We start from the raw sequence: 17409 nt of genomic DNA, 5'->3' as shown, positions 1-17409 counted from the left end.
ATCTTGTAACAAAAACTTTTCATGAAACACCTATCTTGCATGAAATTTCTACGATGAGCAAAGAACATAAGAGTCCCGTATTTAAGAAGTGGTTAGACGTGCTACAGCAAGAGAGTTGGCAATTAGAGCTGATCATCTCTGGTTTTGCGCTATACGCATTGTTCACAGCCTTTGAACCCTTGGAAATAGCTCGTGCCAGAGCAGTGGCATTAGAACACAATTATGAAGATACCATTTTAGTGTTCACCTTACTATCGGTTATGGTGCTGATCTTAAATCTTACGGTACATGTGATACTTAGAGGTCTATGGATCGGCGCTATCGGATTACGATACGTCTCAGGAGAAATTGATTACAAACAGCTTAAATACGCCCCTAAATTCAACATCTTCTTAAGAAAGAGGGTTGGGTCATTCGACAAGTTCATCGCTGACCTAGAACGTTATTGCAGTATCATTTTTGGTATTACATTTCTGCTGGTCTTTTATTTGCTCGCCATTTTTATAACCTTCGGCCTTTTCTTTCTAGTTCTTTCGCCTTTAGGAAAATCGGAACCTTCTATTGGATTAAAGATCATCGTCGCTTTTTTTTCGCTCCTATATTTTTGGGGGGCGCTCCTTACATTCATAGATTTTATAACTCAAGGTTTTCTAAAAAAGAAAAAGTGGCTTGCAAGGATATATTACCCCTTTTACAGATTTTTCAGCATACTTTCACTGTCCTTTATATACAGACCTATCGTCTATAATTTGCTCGACAATAAATTTGGAAGGCGCGTCGCTTTTGGTCTGGTCCCAATTTATGTTGGAATCTTTTTAATTAGTACGCTCGAGCAAAGACCGTCCAATATCATACCGATCAGCTTGGAAAATCGGTTCATGCAGTTGGATCACTTTTCAGAAATTGCAAGTCCTATCTATTACGAGAATGATTTGGACGAAGGGCAGTTTGTACACACAGCATCAATTCAGTCTAAAATTATCAGAGAACCCTATATCGACCTTTTCGTCGCTTTCAAGAAAAAAATTGAGGATGACATCTTTCTGAATTGTAAAGAACTCAAGCCAGAGATTGACCAACGTGGTATAGAAACCACTATGTTCCGGTCTGAAAGACTCTCGGTGCAAGAAAGAAAGACGCTTCTCAAAAGCTATCTTCGCTGTTTTTCTGAGATCAATTCCATCACCATTGATAGTATAAATTATTCGGGGGATTTTCTTTTGGCTGAAAATAAGAATGACCAAAAGGGGTTCGAAGCAGTGCTACCGATCGATCACCTAAAAAAGGGGAACCATTTGCTTACCTTAAAACGCAGAACAAGCATCAAAAAGGATAGTATTGGACAAAGGACCATCGTAAACATCCCCTTCTGGTATTACCCCGAATAGCTAGGTAAATATTGGGTATTTTAATTATTTTTATTCGATGAAAGTGATTGCGACCAACATCGCCGAACCTGGATTCATTCTTTGGAAAGGAAAAGAAGAGAAGACCGGGATCTTCAAAACACCAACTGCGCACCCCATCTTCTTGGGCAAAGAAACAGTGAAAGGGGACGAAGTATCCAATAGAAAAGTACATGGCGGAAGTTATAAGGCCTGCTACCTGTTCTCGGCAGACCATTATCCGTATTGGAAACAGAAATACCCAGATCTCGATTGGAATTGGGGTATGTTCGGCGAGAATCTCACGGTCGCTGGCCTCGATGAGCACGAGATATTTATTGGTGATATCTACAAAATAGGAGATGCCTTGGTACAGATCACACAGCCCAGAGAGCCATGCTATAAATTCGGAGTCAAATTTGGCACACAGAAAGTATTGAAAGAATTTATCGCTCACGGACATCCCGGAACCTATGTAAAGGTCTTGGAAGAAGGTGAGGTGGCCACGGGTGATGAATTGGTTTTAGCCGAGCGTCATACGGATGCTGTGACGACCGCACAATTCTTTGAGTTCTTGTTCGCTCAAGTAAAGAATCGATCAATTCTTGAAAAGATCTTGAAACTTGATTCGATACCTGCAGAAAAACGAAAGAAGTTGAGCATTTTTCTAGATAAGGCCTAATGAATTGAATACGATTATTTTGTACCTTTAAGGTATGAACCAACTCTTCAAAAAACTACAATTAAATGATCATCCCGAGGTGCTTATCCTCAATAAACCCGAGGGCTTCGATGAAGAGCTGGATATTCCCGATGGTTTTGAAGTGAAAGAGTCCTTGGTGGTGGTGACCAAAGTGGATTTCGCCCTTGTCTTTGTTACCTCACAAAAAGAACTGGAGGAGCAAATGGAAACACTGGCGCCGAAGTTGGACGGAGATGCTATCCTGTGGTTTGCTTGCCCTAGAAAAGGATCATCCCATTGCGCGATCGACTCCCTTACCAAAGATAATGATCAATGGACCATTTTGGGCAACCATTACTATGAGCGCGTAAGGGCGATCGTTATCGATGATAATTGGACTGCCACCCGCTTTAGGAAAGTGGAATTTCATAAAAAATTGACGACATGACTCATCCGTGGCATGTTTACCTCATGGCCAGTATATTCATCGTCGCCGGAGGATTTCATTTCATTAGGCCCAAAGCGTTTATGCGGATCATGCCAAGGTATCTTCCAAAACATCGGCTTTTGGTCTTTCTAAGCGGTTTTGCTGAAGTTTTGCTAGGTGTCCTTTTATTGATACAAGAAACAACCACAATCGCTGCGTGGGGTATTGTATTGCTTCTGGTCTCCTTTTTACCAGTACATTGGTACATGATACAAAACAAAAAGGCAGGTTTGGGATTACCAAAATGGTTGTTATACGGGAGATTGACGCTTCAATTTGGATTGATCTATTGGGCCCATTCATACACCCAACTATCATATTAAATGACAAAAGAGAGGGTGACACCCTCTCTTTCATCAGAGTAAGTAAAGTAAACTAAACCCCAACCTTAAGTTGGTAACTAAACCTGTATCCGTTGTCGTTAGAAAATTTAAAGGTATAATACCCCTTTTTAGCAATAGAGAAATCAAACATCTTACCTAAGCTTATCTCATCACCGAGTCCTCCCTGGTACATGAGTTCTCCATATTCGTCATATATTGCCACACGATACTGAGCTAGTTCTCTATTTAGAATAGAGACCGAAACCAAATTGTTCTCCACTCTAATACTTGGCGCTTGTACCTTCGACCCTTTCAGCCCTTTTCCATCGGATGCGGTCATGGTATATGACATTGCCAATGTCATAACTGCCGCAAGTGCTCTCAATTTTTTCATAATGCAAATGGTTTTAATGATTTGACTGATACAAAGTTGTAATAGTTATATCAGTGTCACCACCACTCCATTTTCTGATTTATACACTATTTTAACTGTTGTTGGTATGGATAAGGACCGTGCAATCAATATTGCATAATTTTGAGGTAATTTTGCATAATCCTATATGGAAGGTAAATCGTATTTTTAATGTAACCCATTGAATGTTGCTGATGTTAAAGAAACCTACATTAGAAGTGATTGCTCCAGAATTTGGTTCCTCCATTGAAGTTAAACACTACGACGAAAAGAACCAGAATGAGAATGCGAGTTGGCATTTTCATCCAGAAATGGAGATCGTCTATGTCAACGGAGGCGCTGGGAAACGACATATAGGAAGCCACATCTCTTACTACAACAATGGCGATCTTATCTTTATAGGGGCCAATCTTCCGCATTACGGTTTTACCAATCGGTTCTCGGGAAATAAAAGCGAGACAGTAGTACAAGTGCGCGAAGGTCTCCTTGGAACCGATTTTATGAAACTTCCGGAGATGGAAGAGGTTCAACTGTTGTTTGAAAAAGCCAAAAAAGGAATCGTATTTCATGGAGAGACCAAACGCCACATAGGCGCACAATTAGAATCGTTGGTTCCCCTGGACAGTTTTAAACGCCTATTAAGATTGATAAAGATCCTACAGTACTTGGCATCCTCTACAGAATATACCTTGCTTAATTTGGAAGGTATCATGATCGAAACAGAGCCCCAAGACAATGAACGTCTCAATCAGATATTTGCATTTGTGCAACAAGAATTTAAGCGATCGATACGTCTCAATGAGATTGCCGGACACGTAAGCATGACGGTTCCGGCCTTTTGTAGGTACTTTAAGCAACGAACGGGAAAGACCTTTACAAAATTTGTCAATGAACACCGCTTGGTCCATGCCATAAAACTGATATCCGAACAACCATTGAGCATCACAGAGGTATGCTATGAATGTGGGTTCAACAATTTTTCTCACTTTCACAAGTCGTTCAAGACGTACACGGGCAAAACACCGACCAAATATCGAAACGAACTCATAAAGATTGTAAGATAGCGCCATGGAACTTTTCGATATACCTCCACAAACCCTTGAAATGCCCGATGCAGAAGTCGTTTATTTCCCAAGATTTTTCGCTGAAAAAGCGGCGAACCACTATTTTGATATTCTATTTGAAGAAACACCGTGGCAGCAAGATGATATACGAGTCTTTGGCAAAGTTTATCCACAACCCAGACTCACCGCGCTTTACGGCAATAATGGAAAACCCTATTCCTATTCGAACATCACCATGCAACCAGAAAGATTTACAGAAACTTTAAATGAAATAAAAGCTTTGGTAGAGCAGGTGGCCCAGACATCTTTTACTACGGCATTGCTCAATTTGTATAGAGATGGAACTGATAGCAATGGTTGGCATGCGGATGACGAGAAGGAACTTGGGACTGATCCTGTGATCGCCTCAATAAGCCTTGGGGCAACACGACGTTTCCATTTCAAGCACAAGCACGATAAAGATCTAAAGCAGAAGCTCCTATTAGATCATGGAAGCCTGCTTCTGATGAAAGGTCCTACACAACACCATTGGCTCCATCAGCTTCCGAAGACCGCAAAAAAAATTGACCCCAGGATAAATATTACCTTTAGGGTCATAAAATAAAAAAAATCGGAGTTTGGGGCACCGATTTTTCTCATACTGGTCACTACCTCTAGCCTTTAGACTAGCATCCTCACAACCAACATGTTATATTGTAATCAAGTAGTATGCCAAAAAATATAAGCCGGCAAAGACCATCATCAAAACTCGTGTTCTTACTATATTTTGTGGAATAACAAACGTACGTGCAGTATTTCTATTTTTTATCATGGGGCTTTCCTATTAAATGCTTAACAAGTTTACTCGTATCAGGGATCTAAAACAAAAAATTGTTGTCAAAAGCCCTTATGTTGTGGCGAAACAAAAAAGGCTCCGATGTATCGGAACCCTTTTTCAACTAACCAACATAAAAACAAAATGAAAAATCTAGCACCGACGTGCTCAATGTCTTGTATTTTAGGCAACTGCCGGGTCATATATAGGTTGGGGACTACACATCGACCCGGTTTATTGTTGCTTGATATATGTATTGTTATGCCAATCCAAAGAATAAAGATTGTACTCGTTATTATAAAGCAGTATCATCATGGTCACCACTGTGCCAAAATGTAAGATCGCACGATCCAACTCTCCTGCACTCCATAGAAAGGCCGCAAAGAATAGAAGCAAAAAACTTCCTATTTTCAACGTATTCTTTGTAAAGAGACCTGTTGCAATAAAAAGTCCAACCGCAAACTCTTCGAATGGGACCAATGGGGCGGTAAGTCGCAAAAAAAGGTTATTAAAGACTTGAGTCGTGTCGAAATAATCATCCAATCTCACCAAAAAGTCTTGATAGCTAAATATTGAAAGTACCGCATGTACGATAAGCGTCGTACCTAGTAGCATTCTTATTATAGCATATGTCAATACTTTGTTCTTCACTGTCATTTGATTTTGATAGTACAAAGATACTATGCGTGCATAGTTTTCAACTTGTAAAAAATTATTTTATACATGTACAATTCTATAAACCAGCGATTTATAATCAACACTACAACGTTATAGTAGTTTTCGAAAATTTTCGTCGGCCTCTTTTTTAACGTGCATAATTGTGTAACTTTAAGCGCTAAGACCCCCTATTCCATTAAGAAATGGCTCGATATAATTTGCACGAAACTTTCTTGATCCATCAATATAAGTTTGATGAATGGGAATCCGAACCCCATAACCATAACTATTTCGAGATTGTATTTGTAGAGAAAGGCAAGGGATTTCATACGATAAATGACGTACGATTTAGTTACGGCCAAGGAGACATCTTCTTTCTGGCACCAGAAGACACCCATTTTTTTGAGATTGAAGAGAAAAGTCACTTTTGCCATTTCAAATTTACGGAACAGCTTTTCTCCGGAGATATGAATCTTCCCGATAGGGAGTATTGGCTAAATAAGATCGAGCACATTCTTCATCATCCCAATTTATTGCCAGGCGATGTCATTCTCAATTCAGAAGACAGAGCACGTATTTGGAATATTCAACAATTGGTCGTAGATGAATACGAGAATAAAAAAAATTATTATCGGCAGATCATCTCTAACTGTGTAAGTACCATTCTAAGCATCATTGCAAGAAATATTTCTGAAAACTACACCTTGAATAGTACCAATGTGGTGGAGAGCACCAAAATAGATAAGATCCTTTCCTATATCAGAAGTAACATCTACAATTCAGAATTGCTAAAACTTCAAAATATAGCCGACCAGTTCAATACCTCTCCGAGTAATATCAGTGCTTTCTTCAAAAAGCAGACGGGTGAGTCCATTCATCAATTCATCACCTATTATAAGCTAGGCATTATCAAATATCGTTTATTGAATACTAGCTATTCTATTGCTGAAATTGCATTTCAATTAGGTTTTACAGACGAAAGCCACCTGTCTAGGACCTTTAAAAAATATGTGGGACTATCGCCAGGAGCCTACAAGAAAAAACTAAATGAATTACAACGTTAGATCATTCGCTTACTTACGATGATGGTCTTGGAGACACATATCGTTCCCCTCCTTAGCGAGGAAATCCGACTTCAAGATTATGGTACAAGCATTTTTTCCGCGATCACCACCAAAAGTGCGCTGAAAAAGACCATCAAACAGGGCGGAATTCGAATCGATGGAGAGATCGCCACCACAGGTCATTGGATCAAAGAAGGACAGACGATCGAGTTGTTGGATCTCGAAAAGCCTCTACAAAAGATCTTTAAGCTGCCATTGACAGTCATTTTCGAAGATGATCACTTGGCCATCATCAAAAAACCTGCTGGCTATCCCACTAGTGGTAACTACTTTAGAACCATACAAAATGCCTTGCCCTTTAATCTAAAAATTTCCAAGGGTGCAGATGCGATGAAAATCCCAAGACCGGTACATCGGTTGGACAACCCTACTAGCGGGCTGCTGATCATCGCAAAGACGCGATCCGCACAGAAACATCTGCATCAACAGTTTGAAGAGCAGCATATCTCCAAGACCTATGTGGCCTTGGTCGTCGGTACACCCAAGTTGGAAGGAGAGATCACCTTGCCCATCAACGATCGAGCTGCCAACACTTATTTTGAAACCTTAAAAACTGTGAATTCGTTGCGAAACGAGACCCTGTCATCATTGAAGCTTTATCCCAGAACCGGCAGGACACATCAATTGCGAATTCACCTCAGCGCTATTGGGCATCCTATAGTCGGAGATGCCTTATATGGGAAAGAAGGGCATACCCTTAAACACAAAGGGCTATTCTTATCTGCAGTAGGGCTTGCTCTAAAGCATCCGCATACCGATCAACGTTTGCGTTTTGAGTTGCCACCACCAAATAAATTCACCTTACTTATGGAAAAAGAAGAACGTCGCTATAAGAAATTCAACCCTTAACCGAAGATATCGTTGAGTACCTTCGCTAAGCGAAGACCTCCTTTTTGCAACTGTGATTTTACCGTCCCAAAATGGTCGTACATGTAGCGATAGCGCAATTTCTCTCCTATTATAGCAGAAGCATAGGTCTTCTTTGCCAAATTTTGCGATTCGTATACCCAGTCCAAGATCGTTCCTTCTTGAATCGCCTTTTCCTGTCTTTTATTGATTGAAGGAAGGTTTGAAGCCAATTCGGTATAGCTCATTCCGTAATGGTCGATCATGTCGCTATCCCAAACTCTGTGTAAATTACTCCCGTCATCGAACCAACGCACTTGAAAATCATTGCCCCCTTTGTCTTCGGCCCTACCAACGTGCAACGGTTGATGCAAGTCGCCGATGAAGTGAACCAACATCTTTAAATAGAAGACCTTATCTTTCTGATCAGCGGCATCATCTTTCAGCACCGAGATACATTTTTCAATTCCCATGATGATATCACCATATTCGCTGATAGGTTCCTCACCATATTTTTTATCAAAAGGAAAATTGACATAGTGCCATGGTGAAAATTCCCTGAATGCCCTATCGGATTTTATTTCGTCAGCAAACGTGGAAGCATTGGCCAGAGACTCACCCATCAATAGCTTGGCGATCTCCCTTTTTGCCTTTTTGCCAAGATGTTGCTCAGCCACTTCACCAACGACGCGATGTCCCGTCTTTCCCCAGACCAATTCGGATTCTGAAGCGTCCATCCCGAACAACATAAAGAAAAAACAAGGTAATAAGAATAACTTTTTCATAAAATGATTTTGAATCACAAAAATAATCATGACCATGTTAATTACATCATAAATTATTTTGAAAGATACGTTTAATTTTAATATATTTATGATATCATTTTAATATCACATCTAAAACAACCTATTATGAATCTTGAAAAAACTATCGTTCCCTCCAGTGGATATTTGATGCTCGCGGTCTATCTCCTGTTCTTAGTTGGAGGCATTTTTGGTTTGACACAAACCTTGAATCCTTGGTTTATTACCTTGATCGTGATTTCCTTTTTCTTGTTACCAGGATTTGTATTGGTAAATCCCAATTGGTCTAGGGTCCTATTGCTTTTTGGTAAATATGTTGGAAGCATCAAACAGAATGGGTTTTATTGGGTAAATCCTTTGTATACGAAAAAAAAGATCTCGCTTCGTGCTAGTAATTTTGATAGCGAAAGGCTCAAAGTGAATGATAAGATAGGAAACCCCATCATGATCAGTACTATCTTGGTTTGGCGTGTACTGGATACCTACAAAGCCGCTTTTGATGTGGACGACTATAAGAACTTCGTCCGCGTGCAAACAGATGCCGCCGTGAGAAAATTGGCAAGTATGTATCCTTATGATAATTTTGCCGACGAGGGTCATGACGAAGACATCACTTTGCGCTCTAGTCTCAATGAAGTAAGTGAAGCCTTGGAAAAAGAAATACAAGAGCGATTGGCGATGGCAGGCATAGAAGTATTAGAAGCGCGAATTGGTTATCTTGCCTATGCACAGGAGATTGCGAACGCCATGTTGAAGCGTCAACAAGCAACTGCCATCATCGCTGCGAGGCATAAGATCGTAGAAGGGGCTGTGAGCATGGTGGAGATGGCCATCGAGGAGCTTAGCAAAAAGCAGGTGGTGGACTTGGATGAAGAGCGCAAAGCCGCCATGGTAAGCAATCTAATGGTAGTCCTTTGTTCAGATAAAGACACCGCGCCAGTAGTAAATACAGGAACATTAAATCATTGATATGAAGGAATACAAAGTAATTAGACCCATGTTGGGTTTAAGAAATAGAATGCAAAAACTTGAAGATCTCTTGAATAGTTATGCAGCACAAGGGTGGTCACTTAAAAATATAGATGACCATTATTCATATATTATTTTTGAGCGAGATAAAAACCGATGACCATGAAAAGCGATCGGCCCAAGATAGCAGTTCCTTATCAAACCTTTGACATTGTAGTTGAAGCCTTCAATGCGGCCATACTGATCTTTATATGGGTCATGTTCCTTAACGAATACAAAGACCTGCCAGAGACCGTTGCCACACATTTCAATGCGGCGGGTGAAGCCGACGCCTACGGCCATAAATCATGGCTTTGGATCATACCCGTCATAGCAAGCTTAACAGCCGCAGGATTGTTCGTATTGAACAGGTTTCCCCATTGGCATAACTATAGGGTAAATATTAACGAAGACAACGCCTTGTTGCACTATAGGGTCAATACTAGAATCGTGAGAACGACCAATTTCTTTGTCCTGACATTGATGGCATTCGCATTATATATGGTCATCGCACACACGTACAAAAAAGCTGTGGAAACAGCTTGGCATGTACCTAGTATTTTGATCCTAACGTTAGCATTCACCTCCGCAGTGATCATTTATAGAATTAAAAGCATAAAAAAATGATACATCTAGTAAAAATCTTGGTTTTCTTCCTTGTCTCCAGCTGCTTTGCACAAATAGAAATTGCCGAAGAAGAAATAACGATCTTCAACGATAGCATTCGACTACCTGGCACACTATCCTATCCACAGGACGTGAAGAACCCTCCGCTGGTCATCTTTGTACACGGATCTGGGCAAAGTAACCGAAACGGCACTCCTCTAGGGTCGCCAGTAAGTTTCAATTATATCAAGGAGTTTGGGGAAGCGCTAAACAACGAGCGTGTCGCTGTGTTTAGATATGATAAACGTAGTTCTACAACCAGTAATTACCAATTTTCGAAAGACACAAAGATCGCTGATCTGGCCGCTGACTTGAGCGTAATTATTGAACATTTCAAGAAAGATAAGCGTTTCGAGACGATCACGGTCATAGGACATAGCCAAGGATCACTATTGGGGATGATCACTGAGACAAAGCCTGATAAATTTGTATCGCTGGCTGGTGCAGGTGAAACGATAGACAAGACCATCATAAGACAGGTCGGCAGTCAAAGCCCCGTATTTGGCGAAATGACAAAGCAGTACATCGCGGAACTTAAAGAAAAGGGGACCGTAAAAAATGTGAATCCCATGTTGCGAACGTTATTCAATGACAAAGGCAATGCCTTTCTAAGAGATTGGATAGCATATGACCCTACAGAAGAGATCCAAAAACTATCCATTCCTGTATTGATCATTCAAGGCGAAATGGATTCGCAGGTACAGGTTGAAGATGCGGAAAACCTTAAAGAAGCGAAACCCGATGCCGAGCTAAGGATCATCCCAACATTGAATCACCTTTTATATGACGTAAAAAATACCGAGGAAAATCAACGCACTTATACGGGGGCTTCGTTTCCTATATCTCAAGAAATGATCCTTACCATTAAAGAATTCATCAATAAATAGCTATGGCGAAAAAGAAGGCCTTTGCACTACGCATTAATGAAGAAATGTTGAAAGCCATTGAAAAATGGGCTTCCGACGAGTTCCGTAGTACTAATGGTCAAATAGAATGGATATTGATGAAGGGTCTTAAAGATGCCAAAAGAGCACCGAAAAAGAAAGTCGATGAAGACGCTAAAGAATCATGATTCGAATACGTATATTTGGGTATTACCCAATAACTAATCGACAATCTTGAGAACAGCATTCTTTTTACTATTATCGATCTTCACCATTGGCAGTTCTATTTCTCAACAAAAGCAGTTCACAGTAAAATATACACAAACCAATTTTAAGATAGATGGTATTCTAGATGAGCCTGCTTGGGCGGAAGCCGAGAGTGCCCATGAATTCCAGCAATATTTCCCGTCTGATTCTGTTGCCGCGATAGAACAGACGGACATTAAAATGTTGTATGACAAACGTACACTTTACATAGGCATACGACTAGAAACGAGTGGCGCTGATTTTATAGTTCCCTCTTTAGAACGCGATTTTAGAGCGGGCGGTAATGACAACATAAGCATCCTCTTCGACACTTTTAACGATGGCACCAATGCATTTCTTTTTGGGATGAATCCTCTAGGGGTACAACGAGAAGGCCTTATCTCGGGAGGCGGTTCCGACCTTAGAGGCTTTAGCACTACATGGGACGTAAAATGGCAAGGAGAGGCCAGAATATTCGAAGATCATTATATTGTTGAAATGGCCATTCCCTTGACCTCGTTAAAATTCAAGGATGGCACTCAAAAATTTCGCTTTAACAGCTACCGCTTCAATACCAGTGCAAACGAACGAAGTACTTGGATGAAGATCCCGCAGAATCAGTTTATCTTCAATCTGGCCTTTATGGGCGATATGGTCTTTGAACAACCCCTTGGAAGATCTAGAACTCCATTGGCCATTATTCCCTATATCAATGGACAAAGCAATAAGAATTTTGAGTCCGATGTAGCCAATACGAATCTCAAATTTGGAGGAGATGCCAAGATCGCCATTGGCAACGGGATGAACATGGATATCACCATCAACCCGGATTTTTCCAACGTTGAAGTGGACAACCTGGTGACCAATCTCACCCGATTTGAGATCGGTCTTCCAGAACGACGACAATTCTTTATTGATAATAGCGATTTATTTTCAGATTTTGGAGAACCCAGAGAAGCAAATCCTTTCTTCTCAAGAAGGATAGGGATCGCCGAAGATGCGAATGGCGATAACATTCAAAACGATATCATCGGCGGAGTGCGTCTTAGCGGTAAGTTGAATGAGGATTGGCGACTTGGCTTTTTAAATATTCAAACCGAGAAAGATGAGACCAATGAGATCCCTAGCAACAACAACACTGTGTTCGTGCTTCAAAAAAAGGTGTTTTCCCGCTCTAACCTGAGCTTTCTATTCCTAAATCGTGAAACATTCGGAAAATATCGCTTTTTAGAGGTCGGCGATCGGTATAATCGTGTTATCGGACTCGACTATAATCTGGCCTCGGCAAACAATACCTGGCAAGGCAAATTTTACGCACATCATTCTTTTGGAGAAAACGGAATTGGTAATGATGCCTCTACCGGTGCCATTCTCAACTATAATTCTCGCTTTTACAGAGTAGGACTGCAAGGATTCTATGTTGGCGATGATTTTAGGTCGGACCTTGGTTTTATCAGACGCACGGACATTCTTAGCATTGAACCCACTGTAGAGCGCCTTTTTTGGCCAACAGACAGTGCGATCAATAACCACAGTATAAGCATAGCTCCCAATTTTATATGGCGCCCCGAACTAGATTTTAGGAACACCGACTACACTATATCCACCGAATGGGGTGCAGAATTTATAAATACCTCAGAGCTGGAGGTAGAGATGAACAATCGATTTATCTATTTGACTGAAAGTTTTGACCCAACCAATACCGATGGCGCCTTAGAGCTCCCTGCAAACGAAGGTTATCATTTCACCAATTTCTCGGTATCGTTCCAATCGGACAGAAGAAAGATATTTTCATATACTATCGAACCTTCTTTTGGTAGTTTTTTTAATGGTGATATCATTTCGCTCGAAGGGCAGATGGACTTGAGGCTTCAACCCAATTTCCTTACCTCCTTGCGAGCCAGATATGATAACATCACCTTACCCGATCCTTTTCCGAGTGCTTCCATTTGGATCATTAGTCAAAATTTTAACGTCACCTTCAGCAAATCGATATTCTGGTCGACGATTTTCCAATATAGCAGTCAGAATGACAACTTAGGGATCAACACTAGGTTGCAGTGGCGCTTTGCTCCGCTCTCGGATCTCTTTATCGTATATAACGACAATTATTTTACAGAGAATTTTGTACCATTGAACCGGTCGATCAACCTGAAACTCACCTATTGGCTTAATTTATAACAAAATGAATTTTAAATATCTCTTCACCGATATTGACGGTACCTTGCTTTCCACAGGAAATGATGTATCAGAGATGACCATAAGTGAGATCAACAGAATCAAGCATCGTGTCCAAACCATCTTGGTATCGGCCCGTATGCCAAGTGCCATTACCTATTTGCAAAAAAGATTGGGTATCGAGGGATTACCCATTATTTGCTATAACGGTGCACTCATTATGGAAGGAAATAAGGTCATCGATTCTACCGAAATACCGACCGCGACCTTAGAAGCCCTATACGATATTACCAAAGACAGAAAGGACATACATCTGGGAATCTATGCCGAGGATGAGTGGTATGTGGAAAAGCATTCTGCACGTATCGAAAAAGAGAAGTTCAATACCCAGGTCTCCCCTACTTTCATGCCCATCAGCGAGGCCATCGCCAAGTTGAAGTACCAGAACCGTGGTGCACACAAAATAATGACCATGGCATCGGAGGAGGCTTCAAAAGCTATCTATCCTATTTTACAAGCACATTTCTCTGATAGTTTGCACTTATATCGGTCCAATGCCACTTTAATAGAGATCGCGGATAAAAGAATATCCAAGCTCACAGCCATTAAAGATCTACTGAAGGGCCAGCATGCCTCTTTAGAACAAGTGATCGCTTTTGGCGACAATTACAACGATGTGGAAATGTTGGAAGCCGTAGGTTTTGGTGTGGCGGTCGCCAATGCCAGAGAAGAGGCGAAGGCCGTGGCCGATGCCATTACCGATCATCATAAAGAACATGGTGTGGCCAAGGCCATCGCCAAGTATATACCTTAGCGAAGGGTGCATTTTGTTCTCAGCTATTTTTGGTATTTTGCAATTCTTAACTAATAAAACTAAATGGAAAATCCACCTGTATTTACGAATGACGCCATTGTCCTGGGGCTACTCATGTTAGTCCTAGGGCTTGTCTTTTATACGGAATCTAGAAAGACGGGCTTCTGGGCGAAGTTCTATCGCTTTGTCCCTGCGATTCTTTTGTGCTATATGATTCCAGCAATTTTTAATTCATTGGGATGGATCTCTGATGAACTATCTCAGCTCTATTTCGTTGCTAGCCGTTATTTGCTACCAGCATCCTTGGTATTGTTCACCTTGAGCATTGACCTAAAGGGCATCTTCAATTTAGGTCCAAAGGCATTGATCATGTTCTTAACGGGTACCTTCGGAATCATCATTGGTGGACCCTTGGCCATCTTATTGATCTCCGCTTTTTCGCCAGAGACTGTAGGCGGCGTGGGTCCTGATGCGGTTTGGCGTGGTTTGGCCACAATAGCAGGAAGCTGGATCGGTGGAGGCGCTAACCAAGCTGCCATGTTAGAGATCTTCGAATATAATCCCGAGAAATTCGGAGGTATGGTGTTGGTGGATATCGTTGTTGCCAATATATGGATGGCTATCATCCTGCTCGGCATCGGGAAAAATAGAAAGATCGACCAATGGTTAAAGGCTGATAGCTCTGCCATTGAGGAACTGAAAGAAAAGGTGTCTTCCTTTGCCGAAAAGATCTCTAGAAACCCATCTACGGCAGACCTTATGATCATTCTGGCATTGGCATTTACTGCGGTTGGCATTTCGCATTGGGCTGCTGAAGGAATGAGCAATTTCTTGAAGAATACCTTCGAGGCGGTAGATAATAAGGAAAGCGCGCTCTCTTCCTTTGGTTCTAAATTCTTTTGGATGATCACCTTTGCAACGGTCATCGGTATTATTTTGTCCTACACAAAAGCAAGAAATTATGAAGGTGCTGGAGCGAGTAAGATCGGTAGTGTTTTTATCTTCATCTTGGTCGCCTCGATCGGCATGAAGATGGACCTAGGGAAAATTCTCGAAAATCCTGGCCTCATCGCTATCGGATTGGTATGGATGACCATCCATGCTGGGCTGTTGATCTTGGTCGCAAAATTGATCAAAGCACCGTATTTCTTTCTCGCGGTGGGAAGTCAGGCTAATGTTGGTGGTGCCGCTTCGGCCCCTGTTGTGGCGGCAGCCTTTCATCCTTCCCTGGCTACCGTTGGGGTGCTATTGGCAGTATTTGGATATGTTGTAGGTACCTATGGCGCTATGTTTTGTGCCTATTTGATGGAAATTGCTTCGAAGGTTTAGATTTTAAATTTGAATTGAAGATATTTGCGCTTCAAATTTTATAGCATGAAGAAATTACTTTGCGTAGTGGCCATACTTACGGTCATTATTTCTTGCGGTACAGAATCAGCGCGAGACATGACGGTGATGGGTACGGTCCGTGGCTTAAAGAAGGGAACACTGTATCTTCAAAAAGTGCAAGACTCTATATTAGTCACGGTAGACTCTATGGTCATCGATGGTGATGCTAATTTCAGCTTTGGGGCTGACCTTCCAGAAACAGATATCTTCTATTTATACTTGAACAAGAAGGATAATGACACACTTAATGACCGCATCTTTTTCTTTGGCGAGAAGGACACCATCCATATTACCACATCGGTAGAGCGCTTTGAATTGGATGCCGAGATCAAAGGTTCTGAGAACACGGATAGCTACCAGGAATTCGCTACCATCATGAAGAAATATCGTGATCAGCGATTAGATCTTATTGGAGAGGCCTTTAATGCACAGAAAGCTGGGGACACTCAAACAGTAAAAGAAGTGAATAGAAAATCGGAGAAGCTATTAAAGAGAAGTTATCTGTATGCCGTGAACTTCGCTTTGAATAATCGGGATAAGGTGGTAGCACCCTATGTAGCCTTGACCGAGATCTATGATGCCAATCCAAAATATCTAGATACCATTTATAATACGTTGGACCCAAGTATCAAAGAAAGCAAGTTTGGAAAGGAACTGCAGGAATATCTGGATAGCGTCAAGGAATAGTTTCTAATCTCTTAAGAATCCGACAGGTCTTCTTTCTTCTTTCAGTTCTACGGCCATTCATGCCAATAGGAAAGCGTAGTTACGGCCAACCTCGACGGTTCAAAAAGCCTACGCCAATCCAAACACGTAGTTACGGCCAACCTGGACGGGTTCGAAAAGCCTACGCCGATCCAAACACGTAGTTGCGGCCAACCTGGACGGTTCAAAAAGCCTACGCCGATCCAAATACGTAGTTACGGCCAACCTGGACGGTTCAAAAAGCCTCTGCCGATCCAAGCACGTAGTTACGGCCAACGTGGACCGTTCAAAAAGCCTACGCCGATCCAAACACGTGGTTACGGCCAACCTGGACGGGTTCAAAAAGCCTACGCCGATCCAAACACGTGGTTACGGCCAACCTGGATGGGTTCAAAAAGCCTACGCCGATCAAAACACGTAGTTACGGCCAACCTGGACGGTTCAAAAAGCCTGCGCCGATTCAAATACGTAGTTACGGCCAACCTGGACGGGTTCAAAAAGCCTACGCCGATCCAAACACGTAGTTACGGCCAACCTGGACGGTTCAAAAAGCCTACGCCGATCCAAACACGTAGTTACGGCCAACCTGGACGGGTTCAAAAAGCCTACGCCGATCCAAACACGTAGTTACGGCCAACCTCGACGGTTCAAAAAGCCTACGCCGATCCAAACACCTAGTTACGGCCAAAACTCAAAATTCGTATTTTAATAAGTTACGAATTTTGAGTTTTGGCCACCCACTTTAAGTCGTCAGTGAAAATTTTTACACAAAAAAAAGCCCCTCATACAAAAGGAGCTTTTCAGAGCCGATGGAGGGACTCGAACCCACGACCTGCTGATTACAAATCAGCTGCTCTAGCCAGCTGAGCTACATCGGCAATGCGGGTGCAAATATAATTTTGAAATTGATTTCTGCAAATAA

Annotated in this window: 20 protein-coding genes and 1 tRNA gene; 17 read left to right on the top strand and 4 right to left on the bottom strand. The window is 41.6% G+C overall.

The window, feature by feature from the left end; translation table 11 throughout:
• Nucleotides 1-53: 53 nt before the first annotated feature.
• From ACFQ1M_RS03155 to ACFQ1M_RS03140, 4 genes are read left to right on the top strand one after another with little or no spacing between them, the layout of a single operon-like run.
• Nucleotides 54-1388, top strand: a complete 1335-nt coding sequence (locus ACFQ1M_RS03155) for a hypothetical protein (protein WP_386403756.1) — start codon at nucleotides 54-56, stop codon at nucleotides 1386-1388.
• A 37-nt stretch (nucleotides 1389-1425) separates the two neighbouring features.
• The gene (locus ACFQ1M_RS03150) at nucleotides 1426-2067 is read left to right on the top strand and encodes an MOSC domain-containing protein (protein ID WP_386403754.1); all 642 of its coding nucleotides are present in this window, start codon (nucleotides 1426-1428) and stop codon (nucleotides 2065-2067) included.
• 34 nt (nucleotides 2068-2101) lie between these two features.
• Nucleotides 2102-2515: a hypothetical protein gene (locus tag ACFQ1M_RS03145; RefSeq protein WP_386403751.1), complete on the top strand. Its 414-nt coding sequence runs from the start codon at nucleotides 2102-2104 to the stop codon at nucleotides 2513-2515.
• On the top strand, nucleotides 2512-2877 hold the full coding sequence (locus ACFQ1M_RS03140; protein ID WP_386403748.1) for a DoxX family protein: 366 nt from the start codon (nucleotides 2512-2514) through the stop codon (nucleotides 2875-2877). The genes ACFQ1M_RS03145 and ACFQ1M_RS03140 overlap by 4 nt, the downstream gene beginning before the upstream one ends.
• Before the next feature lie 52 nt (nucleotides 2878-2929).
• Here ACFQ1M_RS03140 and ACFQ1M_RS03135 read toward each other — a convergent pair whose 3' ends face one another.
• Entirely contained in the window at nucleotides 2930-3271 is a 342-nt protein-coding gene (locus ACFQ1M_RS03135) for a hypothetical protein (RefSeq protein ID WP_386403746.1), read from the bottom strand.
• A gap of 212 nt (nucleotides 3272-3483) precedes the next feature.
• Here ACFQ1M_RS03135 and ACFQ1M_RS03130 point away from each other — a divergent pair, with 212 nt between their 5' ends.
• Together ACFQ1M_RS03130 and ACFQ1M_RS03125 are read left to right on the top strand one after the other, a co-directional pair.
• Nucleotides 3484-4353: a helix-turn-helix domain-containing protein gene (locus ACFQ1M_RS03130; RefSeq protein ID WP_386403743.1), complete on the top strand. Its 870-nt coding sequence runs from the start codon at nucleotides 3484-3486 to the stop codon at nucleotides 4351-4353.
• A 4-nt stretch (nucleotides 4354-4357) separates the two neighbouring features.
• Nucleotides 4358-4957 carry an alpha-ketoglutarate-dependent dioxygenase AlkB family protein gene (locus ACFQ1M_RS03125; protein WP_386403741.1) on the top strand — a complete coding sequence of 200 codons (600 nt, stop codon included), beginning with the start codon at nucleotides 4358-4360 and terminating at the stop codon, nucleotides 4955-4957.
• A gap of 444 nt (nucleotides 4958-5401) precedes the next feature.
• On the opposite strand, the gene ACFQ1M_RS03120 is transcribed toward ACFQ1M_RS03125, so the two are convergent.
• Nucleotides 5402-5824 carry a MauE/DoxX family redox-associated membrane protein gene (locus tag ACFQ1M_RS03120; RefSeq protein ID WP_386403739.1) on the bottom strand — a complete coding sequence of 141 codons (423 nt, stop codon included), beginning with the start codon at nucleotides 5822-5824 and terminating at the stop codon, nucleotides 5402-5404.
• Nucleotides 5825-6027: 203 nt separating this feature from the next.
• Here ACFQ1M_RS03120 and ACFQ1M_RS03115 point away from each other — a divergent pair, with 203 nt between their 5' ends.
• Together ACFQ1M_RS03115 and ACFQ1M_RS03110 are read left to right on the top strand one after the other, a co-directional pair.
• Nucleotides 6028-6888 carry an AraC family transcriptional regulator gene (locus ACFQ1M_RS03115; protein WP_386403737.1) on the top strand — a complete coding sequence of 287 codons (861 nt, stop codon included), beginning with the start codon at nucleotides 6028-6030 and terminating at the stop codon, nucleotides 6886-6888.
• 18 nt (nucleotides 6889-6906) lie between these two features.
• Complete coding sequence (locus tag ACFQ1M_RS03110) at nucleotides 6907-7797, top strand: RluA family pseudouridine synthase (RefSeq protein ID WP_386403734.1); 891 nt, start codon at nucleotides 6907-6909, stop codon at nucleotides 7795-7797.
• On the opposite strand, the gene ACFQ1M_RS03105 is transcribed toward ACFQ1M_RS03110, so the two are convergent.
• Nucleotides 7794-8579, bottom strand: coding sequence for a S1/P1 nuclease (locus ACFQ1M_RS03105; protein WP_386403732.1), 786 nt, complete (start codon nucleotides 8577-8579; stop codon nucleotides 7794-7796). The two genes, ACFQ1M_RS03110 and ACFQ1M_RS03105, sit on opposite strands and share 4 nt — an antisense overlap.
• Nucleotides 8580-8705: 126 nt before the next feature.
• On the opposite strand from ACFQ1M_RS03105, the gene ACFQ1M_RS03100 reads away from it, so the two are divergent.
• The 9 genes from ACFQ1M_RS03100 to ACFQ1M_RS03060 all read left to right on the top strand — a co-directional run bounded on the left by ACFQ1M_RS03100 (nucleotide 8706) and on the right by ACFQ1M_RS03060 (nucleotide 16469).
• A complete protein-coding gene (locus ACFQ1M_RS03100) occupies nucleotides 8706-9566 on the top strand; it encodes an SPFH domain-containing protein (RefSeq protein ID WP_386403730.1) in 861 nt (286 codons plus the stop codon).
• A 1-nt stretch (nucleotide 9567) separates the two neighbouring features.
• Nucleotides 9568-9726 (top strand): DUF4177 domain-containing protein, encoded by a 159-nt coding sequence (locus ACFQ1M_RS03095; RefSeq protein ID WP_386403727.1) that lies wholly within the window; start codon nucleotides 9568-9570, stop codon nucleotides 9724-9726.
• Nucleotides 9727-9728: 2 nt separating this feature from the next.
• A complete protein-coding gene (locus ACFQ1M_RS03090; protein ID WP_386403724.1) occupies nucleotides 9729-10232 on the top strand; it encodes a DUF1648 domain-containing protein in 504 nt (167 codons plus the stop codon).
• Nucleotides 10229-11158 carry an alpha/beta hydrolase family protein gene (locus ACFQ1M_RS03085; RefSeq protein ID WP_386403721.1) on the top strand — a complete coding sequence of 310 codons (930 nt, stop codon included), beginning with the start codon at nucleotides 10229-10231 and terminating at the stop codon, nucleotides 11156-11158. The genes ACFQ1M_RS03090 and ACFQ1M_RS03085 overlap by 4 nt, the downstream gene beginning before the upstream one ends.
• 2 nt (nucleotides 11159-11160) lie before the next feature.
• The gene (locus ACFQ1M_RS03080) at nucleotides 11161-11343 is read left to right on the top strand and encodes an Arc family DNA-binding protein (protein WP_386403718.1); all 183 of its coding nucleotides are present in this window, start codon (nucleotides 11161-11163) and stop codon (nucleotides 11341-11343) included.
• A gap of 46 nt (nucleotides 11344-11389) precedes the next feature.
• Nucleotides 11390-13582 (top strand): DUF5916 domain-containing protein, encoded by a 2193-nt coding sequence (locus tag ACFQ1M_RS03075; protein WP_386403715.1) that lies wholly within the window; start codon nucleotides 11390-11392, stop codon nucleotides 13580-13582.
• Nucleotides 13583-13586: 4 nt separating this feature from the next.
• Complete coding sequence (locus ACFQ1M_RS03070; protein WP_386403712.1) at nucleotides 13587-14393, top strand: HAD family hydrolase; 807 nt, start codon at nucleotides 13587-13589, stop codon at nucleotides 14391-14393.
• A 63-nt stretch (nucleotides 14394-14456) separates the two neighbouring features.
• Nucleotides 14457-15722, top strand: coding sequence for a DUF819 family protein (locus ACFQ1M_RS03065; RefSeq protein WP_386403709.1), 1266 nt, complete (start codon nucleotides 14457-14459; stop codon nucleotides 15720-15722).
• Nucleotides 15723-15767: 45 nt separating this feature from the next.
• Nucleotides 15768-16469, top strand: coding sequence for a DUF4369 domain-containing protein (locus ACFQ1M_RS03060; protein ID WP_386403706.1), 702 nt, complete (start codon nucleotides 15768-15770; stop codon nucleotides 16467-16469).
• An 822-nt stretch (nucleotides 16470-17291) separates the two neighbouring features.
• Here the strand turns inward: ACFQ1M_RS03060 and ACFQ1M_RS03055 are convergent.
• Nucleotides 17292-17365 (bottom strand) — tRNA-Thr (locus ACFQ1M_RS03055).
• Between the last annotated feature and the right edge of the window lie 44 nt (nucleotides 17366-17409).

The sequence above is a fragment of the Sungkyunkwania multivorans genome (genome assembly GCF_042675645.1).
In the GTDB taxonomy this organism is placed as follows: Bacteria; Bacteroidota; Bacteroidia; order Flavobacteriales; family Flavobacteriaceae; genus Sungkyunkwania; species Sungkyunkwania multivorans.
The sequence above is the reverse complement of the archived record's forward strand: the minus strand, read 5'-3'. Positions and strand labels throughout refer to the sequence as shown.